This is a genomic window from Caballeronia sp. GAWG1-5s-s (assembly GCF_023631445.1).
In the GTDB taxonomy this organism is placed as follows: Bacteria; Pseudomonadota; Gammaproteobacteria; order Burkholderiales; family Burkholderiaceae; genus Caballeronia.
In genome coordinates this window covers 364,832-382,222 of record NZ_JALQDC010000003.1, presented here as the reverse complement: position 1 = coordinate 382,222, position 17,391 = coordinate 364,832, and the positions used below count along the sequence as shown (strand labels likewise).

13 protein-coding genes are annotated in these 17,391 nt (G+C 65.9%); 8 read left to right on the top strand and 5 right to left on the bottom strand.

The genetic code is table 11. The features are described 5' to 3' along the window. The first annotated feature begins 193 nt into the window (after positions 1–193). Positions 194–1,498 (top strand): putative hydroxymethylpyrimidine transporter CytX, encoded by a 1,305-nt coding sequence (cytX, locus tag NCR34_RS04190; RefSeq protein ID WP_250499150.1) that lies wholly within the window; start codon positions 194–196, stop codon positions 1,496–1,498. Positions 1,499–1,902: 404 nt separating this feature from the next. After that, complete coding sequence (locus NCR34_RS04185) at positions 1,903–2,361, top strand: hypothetical protein (protein WP_250499149.1); 459 nt, start codon at positions 1,903–1,905, stop codon at positions 2,359–2,361. A 45-nt stretch (positions 2,362–2,406) separates the two neighbouring features. Here NCR34_RS04185 and lolA read toward each other — a convergent pair whose 3' ends face one another. Further along, positions 2,407–3,078 carry an outer membrane lipoprotein chaperone LolA gene (lolA, locus tag NCR34_RS04180; RefSeq protein ID WP_250499148.1) on the bottom strand — a complete coding sequence of 224 codons (672 nt, stop codon included), beginning with the start codon at positions 3,076–3,078 and terminating at the stop codon, positions 2,407–2,409. Between the two features lie 30 nt (positions 3,079–3,108). Next, on the bottom strand, positions 3,109–5,436 hold the full coding sequence (locus tag NCR34_RS04175) for a DNA translocase FtsK (RefSeq protein ID WP_250499147.1): 2,328 nt from the start codon (positions 5,434–5,436) through the stop codon (positions 3,109–3,111). Positions 5,437–5,781: 345 nt separating this feature from the next. Between NCR34_RS04175 and trxB the strand changes: the two genes are divergently transcribed. The 5 genes from trxB (at position 5,782) to NCR34_RS04150 (ending at position 9,598) form a co-directional block, all read left to right on the top strand. Beyond that, entirely contained in the window at positions 5,782–6,789 is a 1,008-nt protein-coding gene (gene trxB / locus NCR34_RS04170) for a thioredoxin-disulfide reductase (protein WP_175939732.1), read from the top strand. Between the two features lie 220 nt (positions 6,790–7,009). Beyond that, positions 7,010–7,801 carry a Smr/MutS family protein gene (locus tag NCR34_RS04165; protein WP_250499146.1) on the top strand — a complete coding sequence of 264 codons (792 nt, stop codon included), beginning with the start codon at positions 7,010–7,012 and terminating at the stop codon, positions 7,799–7,801. A gap of 10 nt (positions 7,802–7,811) precedes the next feature. Then, positions 7,812–8,432: a trimeric intracellular cation channel family protein gene (locus NCR34_RS04160; RefSeq protein ID WP_175939730.1), complete on the top strand. Its 621-nt coding sequence runs from the start codon at positions 7,812–7,814 to the stop codon at positions 8,430–8,432. A gap of 115 nt (positions 8,433–8,547) precedes the next feature. After that, positions 8,548–9,201: a protein-L-isoaspartate O-methyltransferase family protein gene (locus NCR34_RS04155; RefSeq protein ID WP_244848127.1), complete on the top strand. Its 654-nt coding sequence runs from the start codon at positions 8,548–8,550 to the stop codon at positions 9,199–9,201. A gap of 73 nt (positions 9,202–9,274) precedes the next feature. Continuing rightward, positions 9,275–9,598 carry a rhodanese-like domain-containing protein gene (locus tag NCR34_RS04150; RefSeq protein ID WP_175939728.1) on the top strand — a complete coding sequence of 108 codons (324 nt, stop codon included), beginning with the start codon at positions 9,275–9,277 and terminating at the stop codon, positions 9,596–9,598. Between the two features lie 108 nt (positions 9,599–9,706). Here NCR34_RS04150 and NCR34_RS04145 read toward each other — a convergent pair whose 3' ends face one another. From NCR34_RS04145 to hemC, 3 genes are read right to left on the bottom strand one after another with little or no spacing between them, the layout of a single operon-like run. Next, positions 9,707–10,900 (bottom strand): heme biosynthesis protein HemY, encoded by a 1,194-nt coding sequence (locus NCR34_RS04145; protein ID WP_206468200.1) that lies wholly within the window; start codon positions 10,898–10,900, stop codon positions 9,707–9,709. Continuing rightward, positions 10,900–12,948 carry a fused uroporphyrinogen-III synthase HemD/membrane protein HemX gene (gene hemDX / locus NCR34_RS04140; RefSeq protein WP_250499145.1) on the bottom strand — a complete coding sequence of 683 codons (2,049 nt, stop codon included), beginning with the start codon at positions 12,946–12,948 and terminating at the stop codon, positions 10,900–10,902. Before hemDX ends, NCR34_RS04145 begins: the two co-directional genes overlap by 1 nt. Continuing rightward, positions 12,948–13,994, bottom strand: coding sequence for a hydroxymethylbilane synthase (hemC, locus tag NCR34_RS04135; protein WP_250499144.1), 1,047 nt, complete (start codon positions 13,992–13,994; stop codon positions 12,948–12,950). The genes hemDX and hemC overlap by 1 nt, the downstream gene beginning before the upstream one ends. Positions 13,995–14,274: 280 nt before the next feature. Here hemC and ppc point away from each other — a divergent pair, with 280 nt between their 5' ends. Continuing rightward, entirely contained in the window at positions 14,275–17,382 is a 3,108-nt protein-coding gene (gene ppc / locus NCR34_RS04130; protein ID WP_250499143.1) for a phosphoenolpyruvate carboxylase, read from the top strand. Positions 17,383–17,391: the final 9 nt, after the last annotated feature.

The window sequence follows — 17,391 nt, the reverse complement described above, 5'->3', positions numbered from 1 at the left end:
GCGGGGTCTCGCGCAGAATCCGCAGGCGGCGATAATCTTGCGCTTTTTGCCGTGCGCCCGGCATCGGCCGTTCGGCCTAGTTTTCAAGCCGGACGACGGCAGGCACAATCGCGCACGATTCGGGTGATTATGACAGCCGCGCGCCGGGCGCGACCGGCGCCGCTCCAACCGACTTCTATAGGCAGACCTTTCGATGCAGCAAGAGAACACCTCCACCTACGCGCCGCTCGTGCCGGTGCCCTCCGAGCGCCGCGCCTTCGGCATGAGCGACGCCTTCGCGCTGTGGTTCTCGCTCGGCATCGGCTTGCTCGTCGCGCAGGCGGGCGCCTTGCTGGTGCCGGGCCTTTCGCTGCCGCACGCGCTCGCCGCGATCGCCATCGGCACGGTGATCGGCGTCGTGCTGCTGGCGCTCGCGGGCGTGGTCGGCACGGATACCGGGCTCGCGGCCATGTCCTCGCTGCGCCCGACGCTCGGCGTGCGCGGCGCGTCGGTGCCCGCCGTGCTCAATGCGGTGCAACTGGTCGGCTGGGGATCGTTCGAGATCATCGTGATGCGCGATTCCGCCGACGCGCTCGCCAAACAATCCTTCCATCTTTCGATGCAGCTCGTCTGGACGCTCATCTTCGGCGTGCTCGCGACGCTGCTTGCGGTGAGCGGACCGCTCTCGTTCGTGCGGCGCTTCTTGCGCACATGGGGCATCTGGCTGCTGCTCGGCGGGGCCGGCTGGCTGTCGTGGAATCTGCTGTCGAAGCACGATCTCGCCGCGCTGATGGCGCGCCCCGGCACCGGCGAAATGGCGTTCGGCGCGGGCATCGACCTCGTGGTGGCGATGCCGCTGTCGTGGCTGCCGCTCATCGCCGATTACACGCGCTTCGGCCGCAGCGCGAGCGGCACGTTTCGCGGCACGCTGCTCGGCTACGGCATTGCGAATCTGTGGTTCTATGCGCTCGGCGCGGTGTATGGGCTCGCTGCGGGCGGCGGCGACACGCTGCTGACCGTCGCGCTCGCGCAGGCGGGCGGCGGCATTGCGCTGCTGCTGATTCTGATCGATGAAATCGACAACGCCTTCGCCGACATTCACTCGGCCGCCGTGTCCACCGGGACGTTCTGGGCGCGCGCGAGCGTGCCGATGTTGTCGGCGGCGTTCGGCGCGCTGTGCACGCTGGTCGCGCTCGTCGTGGCGATGGGCAAGTATCAGAACTTTCTGCTCCTGATCGGCTCGGTGTTCGCGCCGCTTTTCGGCGTCGTGCTGGCGGATCACTTCATCGTGCGAAAGCGCCGCGTGGATGCTGCCGCGGTCGGCCGGCTCGACGGACGCTACGGCTACTCGGGCGGCTGGCACGTGAGCGCGTTCATCGCGTGGGCGGTCGGGATCGCGGCCTATCACGCGATCAACGCATGGCTGCCGAATCTAGGCGCGACGCTGCCGGCGCTCGCGCTCGGCGCGGTGTGCTATCTGCTGCTGGTGTCGACGCGGCGGGCTGCGGTCGCCTCGTGACCGCAACGCCAGCGCGCGCGGATTCGGCTCGAGAATCAACGCGCTAGGCGACTTGTCAGGCGCTTTTCCACAGGGCGTTGCACAGAAGTTGTGGAGAAGTGCTTGGCGCGCGCTGTGATTTCCGTTCGCGGCGCTGAACCCCAAGCGCTGTCGCATCGCGTTAGAGAAGTGTCGTCGATGCCTTCATCGCGCGTCACGATTGCGGCTTGTTAGCAGTCGAAACTATCCGACATCTGCCCAGACGACACGCATCGCGCTTTTTTCATCCGCGCCAGCGAAAAGTCATTGTCGAATCGATCGGAGTCCTCTTATTATCGTCTGACGCATTGAAGGATCGAGTAAGACCGTATCCGCCGATGCGCGCGGTATCGAACCGCGACAACACGACCAATTAGGGGAACACGATGAACAACATGACGCTGCGCAGAACGGGAAGCTGGCGAATCGCAATGGCAGGCGTGGCCGCCTGTTTCGCCCTATCGGCGAACGCCTACACCATGCCGGGCGGCACGATCACGTTCCGAGGCGCGCTTGTCTCGCCACCTTTAGTGGTATCGGCAATATCGGCAGGACCAGGCATGCACGCAGGCGCATCGACCACGCTGAGGCAAAACGGACGAACAGCCACCGTCGCGTTCGACGCTTTTCCGAACAGCACCCCCAACGCCGTGGTTTCGCTGATGGTCGACAACCATCGTGCGAAACCGGATGCCCTGGTCGCGGACTTCGTCGACGGCAACGGCCATCGCATCGCGGCAGCGAGCGACGGTGCATTCGGCGTCGGCGCTTCGGGCGGACTGTTGTCGATGCAAAACAGATCGCCGTCAGCGATGCGAGTGACGCTCGTCACGGAATATCGCTAGACGCGACGCAAACGACGCGCGGCTCCGAAGAGCCGCGCCGCGACATCATCCGTTGATGACGTCCGCGCCTTTCGGCACGTTGAACTTGAAGGTGTCGGCCTTGACCGGCGGGTTCTTCTGGATGTTCGAGAACGTGAGCAGGGTCACGTTGCCGAATACGTCGTGCAGTTCCATCGCTTCGAGATTGCCATCCTTGAAGCCGATGCCGACCGTCTGGAACTGCGTGTCCTTCGCCTTCGGCGTGAGTTCGAGCCAGTCGATGCCGCCCTTCACGCCGGCATCGCGCAACGTGAAGTTCTTCTCCAGATCGTTGCTGCCGAAGAGAATGGCCGCCGGGCTCGCGCCGAGCGCGCCGCCGAGATTGCGCACCGTCACCTGGTTCAGGTCTTTGTCGTAGACGTAGAGCTTGTCGCCGTCGGCCTGCAACAACTGCGAATACGGCTTCTCGTAGGACCAGATGAACTTGCCGGGCCGCGCGAACATGAACGTGCCGCTCGATGTCGCGCCCTTGGTCGGCGTCGTGGTGCTGCTTGCGCCGTTGTTGGCCTTGCCGGGCGCCTTGACTTCCTGCTGCGTGAAGTCGCCGCGCGCCGCGTGAACCTGCGACACGAACATCTTCAACTGCTCGGTGCCGCTTGCGAATGCGTGCGACGCAAACAGCATCGACGCCGACAGCAGCGCCGCGCCGAATGCCTTCTTCCCCGTGTACTGCTTCATGCTGTTGTTCTCCTTCCGTTGCCGCCCCCGCTATTCCGACTCGCGCGCGGGCGTGAGGATCTCGCGGTTGCCGTTGGACGACATGGCGGACACGAGACCCGAATTCTCCATCTGTTCCAAAAGGCGCGCGGCGCGGTTATAGCCGATGCGCAAGTGCCGCTGCACGAGCGAAATGGACGCGCGCCGGTTCTTGATCACGACCTCGACCGCCTGATCGTACAAAGGATCGGACTCGCCATCGGTCGAGCCGGTTCCGCCCGCGCCCGCCGCGCCTTCGTCGCCCTCGCCCGCAAGCCCGCCTTCGAGAATGCCTTCGATGTAATTTGGCTCGCCGTGCTCTTTCAGCTTGTCGACCACGCGATGCACTTCCTCGTCCGACACGAACGCGCCGTGCACGCGCACCGGCAGGCCCGACCCCGGCGGCAAATACAGCATGTCGCCCATGCCGAGCAGCGATTCGGCGCCCTGCTGATCGAGAATCGTGCGCGAGTCGATCTTCGACGACACCTGGAACGCCATGCGCGTCGGCACGTTCGCTTTGATAAGGCCGGTGATCACGTCCACCGAAGGGCGCTGCGTCGCGAGAATCAGATGGATGCCCGCCGCCCGCGCCTTTTGCGCGATACGCGCGATGAGTTCTTCCACCTTCTTGCCGACGACCATCATCAGATCGGCGAGTTCGTCGATCACTACGACGATGTTCGGCAGGCGCGTGAGCGGCTCGGGATCGTCGGGCGTGAGGCTGAACGGATTCGGGATCTTCTCGTCGCGTTTCTTCGCTTCGTCGATCTTCGAGTTGAAGCTCGCGAGATTGCGCACGCCCATCTTGCTCATCAGCTTGTAGCGGCGCTCCATCTCGGCGACGGCCCAGTTCAGCGCGTGACCGGCCTGCCGCATGTCGGTGACGACCGGGCACAGCAGATGAGGAATGCCTTCGTAGACGCTCATTTCGAGCATCTTCGGATCGATCAGAATGAGCCGCACCTGCTCCGCGCTCGCTTTATAGAGAAGCGAGAGGATCATCGCGTTGATGCCGACCGACTTGCCCGAGCCCGTCGTGCCCGCGACGAGCAAGTGCGGCATTTTCGCGAGGTCGGCGCACACCGGATTGCCGCCGATGTCCTTGCCGAGGCCCATCGTGAGCGGCGAGGCCGCCGCCGCGTAGACTTCGGAACCCAGAATTTCGGAGAGCTTGACCGTCTGCCGGCGCTGATTCGGCAATTCGAGCGCCATGTAGTTCTTGCCCGGAATCGTCTCGACCACGCGGATCGACACCAGCGACAGCGAGCGCGCCAGATCCTTCGCGAGTCCGACGATCTGGCTGCCCTTCACGCCCGTCGCCGGCTCGATTTCATAGCGCGTCACGACCGGCCCCGGATACGCGGCGACCACGCTCACCTCCACGCCGAAGTCCTTCAGCTTCTTTTCGATGAGGCGCGACGTGTATTCGAGCGTATCCGCGGCGATGGTTTCCTGCGTCTTCGGCGGCGGATCGAGCAACGCGATGGCCGGCAATGTGGAATCGCCCGGCAGATCGGCGAAAAGCGGCACCTGCTTTTCCTTCTCGACGCGTTCGGAGCGCGGCGGCGTGGCGACCGGCGGCACGATCACGATCGGCTCGTGATCCTCGCTCGTCACGCGGGAGCGCACGACCTTGCCTTCGCGCTTCGATGCGGCTTCTTCGCCGAGCTTGCGGTCGCGGCCCGCTTCGCGGCGCAGTTGCGCGCCGGTGATCGCGTTCAGAATGCCCTCGCCGACCTTCTCGCACACCGAGAGCCACGAGAACCGGAAGTACAGCGAGAGACCGATGGCGAGCGCAATCAGCAGAAACAGTGTCGCGCCCGTGAAGCCGAGCGCATGCGACACGTGACGCGCGATCATGTCGCCGACCACGCCGCCCGGCGCGCGCGGCAGCGGCACCTTGAGCGACCACATGCGCAGCGCCTCGATGCCGTCCGTTGCGAGCAAGACGAGCACGAATGCGAACGCTTCCGCAAGCCAGGTGCGGTCGCGCGGCGCGTTTTCATCGTCCGACGATGCTTGCGCCGCCGGCTCCGCGATGCGCCGGTAATTCGCGACGATGCGCCGCCCGAGCAGCACGACGAGCCAGTACGACGACAGCCCGAACACGAGCAGCAGAATGTCCGACGTGTACGCGCCGACGCGCCCGGCCCAGTTGGAAATGTGATCGACGCTCACCGCGTGCGTCCAGCTCGGATCTTTCCGGCTGTACGAAATCAGCGCCATGACGAGGAAAAGCCCGAGGGCGACCTGGAGAATCCAGCGAATCTCGGTGAAGAGCCGCGACATGCGGTGCGGCAACGCCTGCGGGCTCGCGGAATAGGATGCTTTGGCCATTGATTCGGTGTCGCTTGTCGCGGCCTTCGTCAGTTAGATCGGGGCCGCATGAACGGTGACCTATTGTAAACGCTGCATTGCGGTGAAAGGCGCAAAAACGGCCGCGTTCTTGCAACCTGTAACACTCCTCACATGCCGTTCATCGCCCGTTTCTGCGTGAAATCTGCGACGGGCGCCTATCAAAGCGATTGAAAGGTTCACTCAGAACGCTTTCGCAGCGGCCTTTATAATTGACGTTTCACATCCAACTACGGGTCATCGGCCGGCACGCATCAGGTGCCGAACTTGCTGCGCGAAGCAGAGCGCATGCACTGCCGATCCGACCATCCATAACGGACCACCATCATGTCATCACCGCAACCCGCGCCCAAACACGCCAAAGTGCTGATTCTCGGTTCCGGCCCCGCCGGCTATTCCGCCGCCGTCTACGCGGCCCGGGCGAATCTGGCGCCGCTGCTCGTCACCGGCCTCGCGCAAGGCGGCCAGCTGATGACCACCACCGACGTCGAAAACTGGCCGGGCGATCCTTCGGGCGTGCAGGGTCCGGAACTGATGCAGCGCATGGAAGAACACGCGCGCCGGTTCAACACCGAAATCGTCTTCGACCACATCCATACCGCGAAGCTCAACGAGCGTCCGCTGCGGCTGATTGGCGACGCCGGTGAGTACACGTGCGATTCGCTCATCATCGCGACGGGCGCGTCGGCGCAGTATCTCGGCAATCCGTCGGAACAGGCGTTCATGGGCAAAGGCGTGTCGGCCTGCGCGACCTGCGACGGGTTTTTCTATCGCAACGGCGAAGTGGCGGTGATCGGCGGCGGCAACACGGCGGTTGAAGAGGCGCTGTATCTGTCGGGCATCGCGAAGAAGGTGACGGTCATTCACCGCCGCGACAAGTTCCGCGCCGAGCCGATCCTGATCGACCGCCTGCTCGCGAAGGAAAAGGAAGGCGTCGTCGACATCAAGTGGAATCACGTGCTCGACGAAGTGACCGGCGACGAATCCGGCGTCACGGGCCTGCGCGTCAAGCACACGCAGACCGGCGAAACCACCGACATTCCGCTGCAAGGCGTGTTCGTCGCGATCGGCCACAAGCCGAACACCGAGCTCTTCGCGGGTCAGGTGGAAATGAAGAACGGCTACATCATCACGAAGGGCGGCACGAGCGGCAACGCGACGGCAACCAGCATCCCCGGCGTGTTCGCCGCGGGCGACGTGCAGGACCATATCTACCGCCAGGCCATCACCAGCGCGGGAACCGGCTGCATGGCCGCGCTCGACGCGCAGCGTTATCTCGAAGCGATCGACGAAACGCCGACGCCGCACTCGATGAGCCACGAAAAGGATCGGTAAGCACGAGGGCGCGGCGCGCCTTCACCCTTGACGATGCATTTCGTCGAAAAACGGGCCCCGGTTCGCGCCGCCGGCCCGTTTTTTGTTTCCAGCATTGTCGAAGGCTGTTTCCCGCCGGCGCATTCGGCGACGACCGCGCCCGTGGCACAATCGGCGCGCTGCGTCGGATCGCCGTCTTCCGTCCGCCGCTGCCCGCGCAGCCGTACTTTGTGGCCGAACGATGCCGAAAAATCATCCTCACCCGAACGAACCGAAGCCTCGCCGTCCGCAGACGCCGCGCGCGGCCGCTGTCGAAAAGCCGCCGGCCGCCGATCCGCGCGATGTCAAGGACGCCGTCAAGCGCGACGGGCTCGCGGGCCTCGCCGCGCTGAAGGACGCGCTGAAGTCGGACGCCGACAAGCGCGCCGCCGAACGCGCCGCAGCGGTGCTCGCCGAGCGCGAAGCGGCCGCGCACGCGGACGAGTTTCGCCGGTCCATCGGCCAGATCGAGCCGCTCAAGACGCCGCCGCGCATGACCGTGACGCGCGTTCCCCCGCCGCCGCTTCCGCTGCAAAGTCGCCGCGACGAGGAAGCCGTGTTGCAGGAGGCGCTCTCCGACGAGTACGACCCGGAAAGCCTGCTCGATATCGACGAGACGCTTTCCTATTGCCGGCCGGGCATCAGCCAGGAAGTCGTGAAGAAGCTGCGGCGCGGCGCGTGGATCGTTCAGGCGCAACTCGATCTGCACGGCATGCGGCGCGAAGAAGCGCGCGAGGCGCTCGCGGAGTTCATCCGCGAATCGGTGAAGCGCGGCCTGCGCTGCCTGCGCGTGATTCACGGCAAGGGGCTCGGCTCCATCGGCAAGGAACCGATTCTCAAGGGCAAAGTGCGCGCGTGGCTCACGCAAAAGGCCGAAGTGATTGCCTTCTGTCAGGCGCGTCCGCACGACGGCGGCGCGGGCGCCGTGCTCGTCCTGTTGCAGCCGGGCGGCACGCCGCGGCATCACAATCATCCCCAAGACAAGACCCGCTGACTGAACGACCGTGCATCCGAGACTCACCCTCGCCATTTCCATCATGGAGGCGTTCGCGATCTTCGCGTATGCGCTCTCCGGCCTCATCGAAGCACGAAAGCGGCGGCTGGATGCCGTGGGCGCCTTTCTCGTCGCGCTCGCGACGGCATTCGGCGGCGGCACGGTGCGCGACGTGCTGCTCTCGCGCCGCCCGTTCTACTGGGTCGAGCATCAGGATTACGTGCTCGCGATCTTCGCGATGGCGATCTTCGCGCCGCTCTTTCTACGCCTGACTTCGCGCCTGTTCGACCAGCGCGCGCTCCTCGTCACCGATGCGATCGGGCTCGGCCTCTTCAGCGTGTCGGGCACGTCCATCGCGCTCGATGCGCAGATGCCCGCGTTCACCGCGACGATGATGGGCGTCACGACCGGCGTCTTTGGCGGCATCATGCGCGACGTGCTGTGCAACGAGATTCCGCTGATTCTGCGCGATTCGCGGCCCTACGCGGTATGCGCGTTCGCGGGCTGCTGGATCTATCTCGGCCTCGCGCAACTGGACGTCGACACCATCTACAACGTGCTGCTTTCGACGGCGTTCATCCTCGTCGCGCGGCTCGCCACGTTCAAGCTGGACATTCGCCTGCCGCATTAGGGCGGGCGGGAAAACCCGTCCGTTTGCTACAATCGCGAAGTCAATCCGCCCCGTCCGGCCGCTCGCGCCGGTGCTTCGGGGCACCGGTTTCCTGTCGTCAACACGCACACAGAACATGAACATCGAGCAAGCGCGTTTCAACATGATCGAGCAACAGATTCGTCCCTGGGATGTGCTGGACCTGGACGTGCTCAACCTGCTGTCGATCGTCAAGCGCGAGAACTACGTTCCCGCCGCCTATCGCAACATCGCTTTCGCGGACCTCGAAATTCCGCTGCCGGGCGGCGAGCGCATGCTGGCCCCGAAGATCGAAGCGCGCATCCTGCAGGAACTGACGGTGCACAAGGGCGAGACGGTGCTCGAAATCGGCGCGGGCTCGGGCTACATGGCCGCGCTCCTCGCGCATCGCGGACGCAGCGTGACGACCGTCGAGATCTCGCCGGAACTCGCCGAATTCGCGAAGCAGAATCTCGCGGCGAATGGCGTGACGAATGCTGAAGTAGTCGTCGGCGACGGCGCGCGCGGCTGGAGCCAGGGTGCGCCGTTCGACGTGATCTGCGTGTCGGGCGGCCTGCCCGTGATGCCGCAGGAATTTCTGGAACTGCTGAACATCGGCGGGCGCATCGCGGCCTTCGTCGGTACGGCCCCGGTGATGGAAGCGCAGATCATCACGCGCATCGACGAAAAGCAGTTCCGCGTGTCGGCCGTGTTCGAGACTTTCGTCGCGCCGCTGAAGAACGCGCTGCATCCGCCCGCGTTCAAGTTCTAAGAGCTCCTGTCTCGCCGCCGGGCCGCATGCGCCCGGCGTCCGCTTCACCCACATCTTCCGCGCCCGGTACTTCATGCAAAACTTGACCGCATCCGAACTCGCCGCGTGGCTCGCGGATTCTTCCCGCCCCGCTCCCGTTTTGCTCGACGTGCGCGAGCCGTGGGAACTGCAAACCGCGAAGATGGAGAACGTCGTGTCCATTCCGATGCGCGACATTCCCGCGCGCAGCGAGGAACTGGAGGACGACGCGCAAATCGTCTGCATTTGCCATCACGGCGCGCGCAGCGCCCAGGTCGGCATGTTCCTCGAATCGCGCGGCTTCACGAATATCTTCAATCTGTACGGCGGCATCGACGCGTGGTCGCGTCAAGTCGATCCTTCGGTTCCGACGTATTGATTTCTGCGGGCGCCCTCGCCCGCGTCTCATACTGCTTTTTCGGCGCCCCACAAAACAAAGGCCACATGCGCTCTCACGCATGCGGCCTTGTCACGCTGAACCCACGACCTAGACGACGTTCATCGCCAGCGCGCTCGCCCGATAATGCTCGGCGGCCTTTTCGGCATCGCCCAGTTGCTCATGCAGGCGCGCGAGCGCGCGATGCGTCCGGATCTTGAGCGGCTCGTTGTCGGCCAGTTTGAGCGCCGACTCCAGAAACGCCTGCGCCTTGCCCCACAACTGCTGATGGAGGCACAAGCGCCCGAGCGTGAAAAGCAGGTCCGCGTCTTCCGTGCGCTCCTTCTGCCAGGCTTCGGCGCGCTGAATGAGCGGAAACGCATCGCCGCCGACGACGCAATCCGGATAGCGCCGCAACAGCCGCGCGTCCCAGTTATGCGCGAGCGCCTCCTCGACGATCTTCCTCGCCTCCGCGCGGCGGTCCAGCGCGATCAGCAGTTCCGCGGCGAGATCCGCGAGCCGCGGCGACTGGCGCTCCGTCGCGGAGAGCGACTGCCAGAATTCGAGCAGCGCGTCCGGATTGTGCCGCCGGTCACGCAGCAGATTCTCCGCCGCCACCTGCCGCAAACGCACCGCGACCGCCGGATGCAACGCCTCGCGTTTCTCCAGCATGCGCACGAGCTTCAGCACTTCGGCCCAGTTCTTCAACTGCTGCTGCGCCCGCAGCGCGATCTGCTGCGCGTGAATGCGCCGCCCGCCCTGCGCCTGGATCTCCGTCAACGCGACGAGCGCGCCGTCCGCGTCGCGGCCATCGGCGCGCATGTCGGCGGTAGCCATCAGACGCGCGTCCTGCCAGTCCGCGCCGCTGATCTGCGCGAGCCATTCGTCGCGACGCCCGTATTCATGCAGCCGATGCGCCGCGTTCGCGCCGATCAGCCCCGCCGCGCCCTGGTTCTCCGCGACGGAAAGCGCATCGCGCGCGGCCTTCTCCGCCTTCGAGAAACGCCCGGCGTACAGGTGGCCGATGGCATCGCGCAATGAAGCGTTCGCCTTCGCGAGCCGGCTGCGGGCGCGGTAAGCGGCCACGCGCTGCGGCATTTTCCAGACGCCGCGCGCCGCCCGAATCAGCGCGTACAGCGCGATGAACAGCACGACGAGCGCCACCGCGAACAGATTGAGCGACACGTCCACGCGATACGGCGGAACGACGATCAATACCTGCCCGCCATTGAAGCCGCCGACCGTCGCGACGATCACCGCGACCGCGAAGAGCAGCGCGAGCCAAATGAGTCCTCGAATCGTCATCATCCGCCTCGCTTGAACTGATGCACGGCGGCAAGGCTCGCGTCCAGGTTCGGCACGGCGACCGCGAGCGACGCCTGATCGACCTGCTTCACGAGATCGCGCACGGCGGCGACCTTTTTGGACGACGGATCGAAGTAGCGGCCGAGCGCGGCATCCGCTGCCGCGAGATCCGACTTCAGCGTGGACTCGCTGCGCGAAAGCAGCGACAGACGCGCCGACAACAGGCGCAGCTTCACGTTCTCCCGCACGAAGTAGCCCTGATCGGGCGACGTCAGCATGGCGTCCGCATTGTCGATGCGTCGCACCGACACGAGACTCGACAACTGTTGTCCGATGCCGCTCGTGATCTGCCGCCACAGCACCTTCCAGCGGGGCTCGCCGGTGGCCGCCGCGATCGACGCGCTGTCGCCCGGCGCCGCGGCCTGCGCCCGCGCGCGCTCGATCGGCGCCTCGCCCGCGAGCGGCAAGCCGTCGATCTGCTCGATGGCCGTGTCCAGCTTGATGGCGAGACCGGTGAGGTCGGTGGTTTGCGTCGACTTGAGCTTGTCGATGTCCTGCGCGATGGCCTTGCGGATTGCCACGACTTGCGGGCCGGTCGTCGCGGCGAGGCGCGTGTCGGCGCTTTGCAGCGCGAAGAGCGCGAGCTGGACGTTGCCGGTCAACTGCAACTGCTGGCTGGCGCTGGAGAGAATCTGCTCGACTTCCGCGATCGTCCAGTCGTCGCGGTTGCTCGCGAGATCCTGATACTGCTGCTGCAACGCCTGGCTGTGCGCTTCGGCATCGGCGAGCTTGCCCTGCAACTGGATCAACTGCGTGTTCAGCGCGGACATGGCGCTCGCCGCCTGATCGGCCTTCGCGCGCAGAGCGGCGTTCTGCGCATCGGCTTCCTCGACGCGCTGCGCCATTTCCTGTTCCTTGCGGTCCACTTTGCGGTTCAGCGCGTAGCCGCCCGCGCCCGCCGCCACCGCCAGAATGACGACGAGAAACCACAACAACACAGTGCCCGCGCCGCCGCGCCGCTTCTGCTGTTCATACGGCGTGAAGGGCGTATTCGGCGGCAAGGGCGGTGTCACGTTCGGCTGAGGTGAAGCTTTCTTGGAATCGTTCGAGTCAGTCATGCGTGATTGAGCCGTTTGGTGGGCCGGCGGCGTGGCCGGCGATGTGTCGGTCGCTCGAGAGAATGCGCCGGCCGTCGCCTGCGCGTCGGGCGCCTGATTCGCTGCCGAGGCGTAGGGAAACAGCGCCTCCAGCGTATGCACGATGCGTTCGTCGCCGGCGCCGGACACCGTAATCCTATCAAAACCCGTTTGGCGCGCGGCTTCGGCGATGCGCGGGTGCGGGCAGACGACGGGCGCGTGCTTGAGCCGCGCGATTTCGTCGGCGGTCAGATGCTCGCGGGCGAGTTCGTCCAGATTGCGCACGCCTTCCGAACTCGTGAGCAGCCACGCGTGATCCCCGCCCAGCAGCGCGTGGATGCGCTCCCACTTGCGCATCGACGGCTCGGGCAGCAGACGCCGGTAGGCCGCGACCTTCGTCACCCGCGCGCCGGCCTGTTCGAGCCGTTCGGCGAGCCACTCGCGACCGCCGTCGCCGCGCACGATCAGCACGCGCCGGCCGTCGAGCCCGTTCGCCCCGAAGTGCGACTCGATGGCGGCGTAGAGCGCCTCGGAATCGAAACGTGGATCGTCTGCTTCTTCCGACGGACTGATCACGCGATGCGTCGGCGCATGCACGCCTTGCCGCGCGAGCGCCGCGACGCTGCCCGGCCCGACGACCGCCACCGGCACATCGGCCGGCCACGGCGCGAAGAGGCGGCCGAACGCATGATCGACCGCGTTCGGCGACACGAACACGACGAGCGCGTAGCGCTCGGGCGCGTAGAGCTCGTCGAGCGCGGCGCGAAGGGGCGCGTCGTCGGCGACCGGCGCGATGTCGATCAGCGGAAACTCGAACGCGTCGAAGCCCGCGCCCTGAAGCCGCTCGACGAGCGCCGACGACTGCCCGCCCGGACGCGTGATGACGACGGTGGCGCGGACCGCGCTCGCCATCAGGATGCGCTCGCCGCGGGCGGCGGCGCTGGATTGTCCGTCGAACCGCTCGCGGACGGCGGCTCGTTGGGCGCGTCGGCGCGGCTCATCGTCGAAAGCGCGTTGACGATCTCGGCCGCGCCTTGCGCTTCGAGATCGGCCGACACCCGCTGACCGAGCGCGAGCGCGCCGGCCAGATCGGGCGCGCGCACCGCTTCTTCGGCGCGCAGCATGCGTTTGCCATCGGGCATCGACACCGCGCCGCGCAAAAACAGCGCGCCGTCGCGCCAGTGCGCGAACGCGGCGAGCGGCACTTCGCAGCTTCCGCCGAGCGCGCGCGACACCGCGCGCTCCGCTTCGACGGCGAGCGCGGTGGCTTCGTCATGCAGCGGCGCGAGCCACGCCGCGAGTTCCGGTCGGTCCGCACGAATCTCGATGCCGAGCGCGCCCTGCCCCGCCGCCGGCAAGCTCTCGGACGCATCGAGGCATGCGCGAATGCGCGACTCCAGCCCGAGCCGCTTCAGGCCCGCCGCCGCCAGAATGATCGCCGCGTAATCGCCGCGATCGAGCTTGGCCAAGCGCGTGTCGAGATTGCCCCGCAGCGGCCGCACGTCGAGGTGCGGAAAGCGCGCGCGGATCATCGCTTCGCGGCGCAGGCTGGACGTGCCGACGACGCTGCCCGCAGGCAAGGCATCGAGCGATTCGAAGTGCGGCGACACGAAGGCATCGCGCGGGTCTTCGCGTTCGAGAATGGCGCCGAGCGTGAAGCCTTCGGGCAACTGCATCGGCACGTCCTTCAGCGAATGCACCGCCAGATCGGCGCGGCCTTCCGCGAGCGCGGCTTCCAGTTCCTTCACGAAAAGACCCTTGCCGCCGACCTTGGACAGCGTGCGGTCCAGAATCTGATCGCCGCGTGTCGTCATTCCGAGAATTTTGACGTCGCAAGATGGATATAATTTGTGCAGCGCACACCGCACATGCTCGGCTTGCCACATCGCGAGCCGGCTTTCCCGCGAAGCGATGACAAGCGTGGCGGGCGGTGTCGTTGAATGCGTCTCGGAATTCATTGATGCTCGATCGAATACGGGATGAAATAACGAACAATGGTAGCACGCACGCCACGGTCCATTCGGGCATGGGCGGCGCGCGAGAGCCTTGTCCGGCGCGCCTTTCCGAGCGCCGGGAAGCGGGCTTGGCGCATGGGGAGACACATGCGCCGGGCGCGGACGCCTCGCACACGTTCATCTTGCTGGTCCGCATGACTTGCTTCGCGCGGCGCCGCACAGGCCGCCGTTTCGCCGATGGTCCCTGGCTTCGCCTATCAGAGAGCAGAGAGAGGAACTCAACGTGACGTCTTCCGCTTCGGCCCGCCCGGCGCGCCGCAACGCCGCATCGCCCGACTCATCCTCCGACACGTCCATCACGGCTGCGTCGCCTTCCATTCCGAAGACGCGGGCCGCAGGCGCCGCGAAAGCGTCCACGGCGGCCGTCGCCGTCCAGGAGAAGCCGGGCGTCGAAGTGATGGTGAAAGCGCCGAAGCCGGCGAAGGCGTCGAAGAAGGCGAAGGCCGCTTCTCCCGCCGATGACAGCGCCGCCGTGGAGTTCACCGATTCCGCCGACCGCGCGAAGCCCGCGAGCCGCGCCCGCGACGACAAGGACCGTCCGCTCTTCGAAGACATCCGCTTTCTGGGCCGCGTGCTGGGCGAAGTGCTGCGCGAGCAGGAAGGCGACGCCGTGTTCGACATGGTCGAGGCGATTCGTCAGACCGCCGTCAAGTTTCGCCGCGAGGACGACGTCGACGCCTCGCAGACGCTCGAAAAGCGCCTGCGTGCGTTGTCGCCGGAGCAGACGGTGTCCGTCGTGCGCGCGTTCAGCTATTTCTCGCATCTGGCGAACATCGCGGAAGACCGTCACCACAACCGCCGCCGCCGCATTCACGCGCTCGCGGGCTCGGCGCCGCAGCCGGGCACTATCGCGTATGCCATCGAGCGCATGCGCGAGCAGAAGAACGTCAGCGCCACGCGCAAGATGCTGCAGAAGTTCTTCGACGACGCGCTGATCGTTCCGGTGCTTACCGCGCATCCGACCGAAGTGCAGCGCAAGAGCATTCTCGACGCGCAACACGACATCGCGCGTCTGCTCGCCGAGCGCGATCAGGAACTGACCGCCCGCGAACGCGCGCAGAACGAGGCGGTGCTGCGCGCGCGCGTGACGTCGCTCTGGCAGACGCGCATGCTGCGCGACGCGCGTCTGACTGTCGCCGATGAAATCGAAAACGCGCTCTCCTACTATCGCGCCACCTTCCTCGCCGAGATTCCCGCGCTGTACGCCGATATCGAAGCCGCGCTCGCCGAGCACGGCCTGCCCACGCGCCTGCCGCCGTTCTTCCAGATGGGAAGCTGGATCGGCGGCGACCGCGACGGCAACCCGAACGTCACGGCGGAAACGCTCGACGCCGCCATCACGCGGCAGGCGACCGTGATCTTCGAACACTATCTGGAAGAGGTGCACAAGCTCGGCGCGGAACTGTCGGTGTCGAACCTGCTCGCGGGCGCGAGCGATGCGCTGCTCGCGCTCGCCGATGCGTCGCCGGACCATTCGCCGCATCGCACGGACGAGCCGTACCGGCGCGCGCTGATCGGCATCTACACGCGGCTCGCGGCGAGCGCGCGCGTGCGGCTGGGCGAAGGCGTGGTGGCCGTGCGCAGCGCCGGGCGCGGCGCGGCCCCGATCCGCGCGACGCCGTATGCCGACGCCGCCGAGTTCACGCGCGATCTAAACGTGCTGATCGAATCGCTTGCGCAGAACCACGGCGCGTCGCTGGCGGCGCAGCGCCTGTCGCCGCTCGCGCGGGCGTCCGAAGTGTTCGGCTTTCATCTGGCGAGCATCGACTTGCGGCAAAGCTCGGATATTCACGAAGCGGTCGTCGCGGAACTGCTCGCGCGCGGCGGCGTCGTCGCCGATTACGGGTCGCTCGACGAAGCGCAGAAGCGCGACGTGCTGCTGAAGGAGCTCGGCCAGCCGCGGCCACTGCGCCTGCCGTACGCGCAATACTCCGATCTCGCGAAAAGCGAACTCGGCGTGCTGGAAGCGGCGCGGGAAATCCGCGAGAAGTTCGGCGCGCGGGCGGTGCGCAACTACATCATTTCGCACACGGAAACCGTCAGCGATCTGCTGGAAGTGATGCTGCTGCAAAAGGAAACCGGCGTGCTGCAAGGCTGTCTGGGCAGCAAGGACGACGCCGCGCGCGACGGCTTGATGGTGATCCCGCTATTCGAAACCATCGCGGATTTGCGCAATGCGCCCGTCATCATGGGCGAGTTCTTTGCGCTGCCGGGCATCGACAAGCTGATCGAGAATCAAGGCCAGGAGCAGGAAGTCATGCTCGGCTATTCGGACAGCAACAAGGACGGCGGCTTTCTCACGTCGAACTGGGAGTTGTATCGCGCGGAACTGGCGCTCGTCGCGCTGTTCAAGGAACGCAAGACGACGCTCAGGCTCTTTCACGGGCGCGGCGGCACGGTCGGGCGCGGAGGCGGTCCGACGTATCAGGCGATCCTTTCGCAGCCGCCCGGCACGGTCGACGGCCAGATTCGCCTGACCGAGCAAGGCGAAGTGATCGCGAGCAAGTTCGCAAATGCGGAAATCGGACGGCGCAATCTGGAGACGGTCGTGGCCGCGACGCTCGAAGCATCGCTGTTGCCGCACGAAAACGCGCCGGCGCAACTGCCGCAGTTCGAAGCGACGATGCAGACGCTTTCGGATGCCGCGATGTCCGCGTATCGCGCGCTCGTCTACGAGACGCCCGGCTTCACCGATTACTTCTTCTCCTCGACGCCGATTGCGGAAATTGCGGAACTAAACATCGGCAGCCGGCCGGCGTCGCGCAAGCTGCAGGACCCGAAGCATCGGAAGATCGAGGATTTGCGCGCGATTCCGTGGGGCTTTTCGTGGGGCCAGTGCCGTCTGCTCTTGACAGGCTGGTACGGCTTCGGCAGCGCCGTGACCGCTTATCTCGACGAAGCCGGATCGGATGCCGAGCGCACCCGGCGTCTTGCCGCGCTTCGCAAGATGCACAAGACCTGGCCGTTCTTCAAGAATCTGCTGTCGAACATGGACATGGTGCTCGCGAAGACCGATCTCGCGGTGGCGTCGCGTTACGCGCAGCTCGTCAGCGACAAGAAGCTCCGCAAGCTGGTGTTCGATAAGATCGTGGCCGAGCACGAGCGCACCTGTCACGTGCTCACCGAGATCACTGGCCGAAGCGAGCGGCTCTCCGACAACCCGCTGCTCGCGCGTTCGATCAAGAACCGCTTTCCGTACCTAGACCCGCTGAATCACCTGCAGGTGGAACTGCTCAAGCGCCACCGCGCGGGCGATCAGAACGTGCGGCTGCGGCGCGGGATTCATTTGACGATCAACGGGATTGCGGCAGGCTTGCGGAATACGGGCTGAACCTGTGTT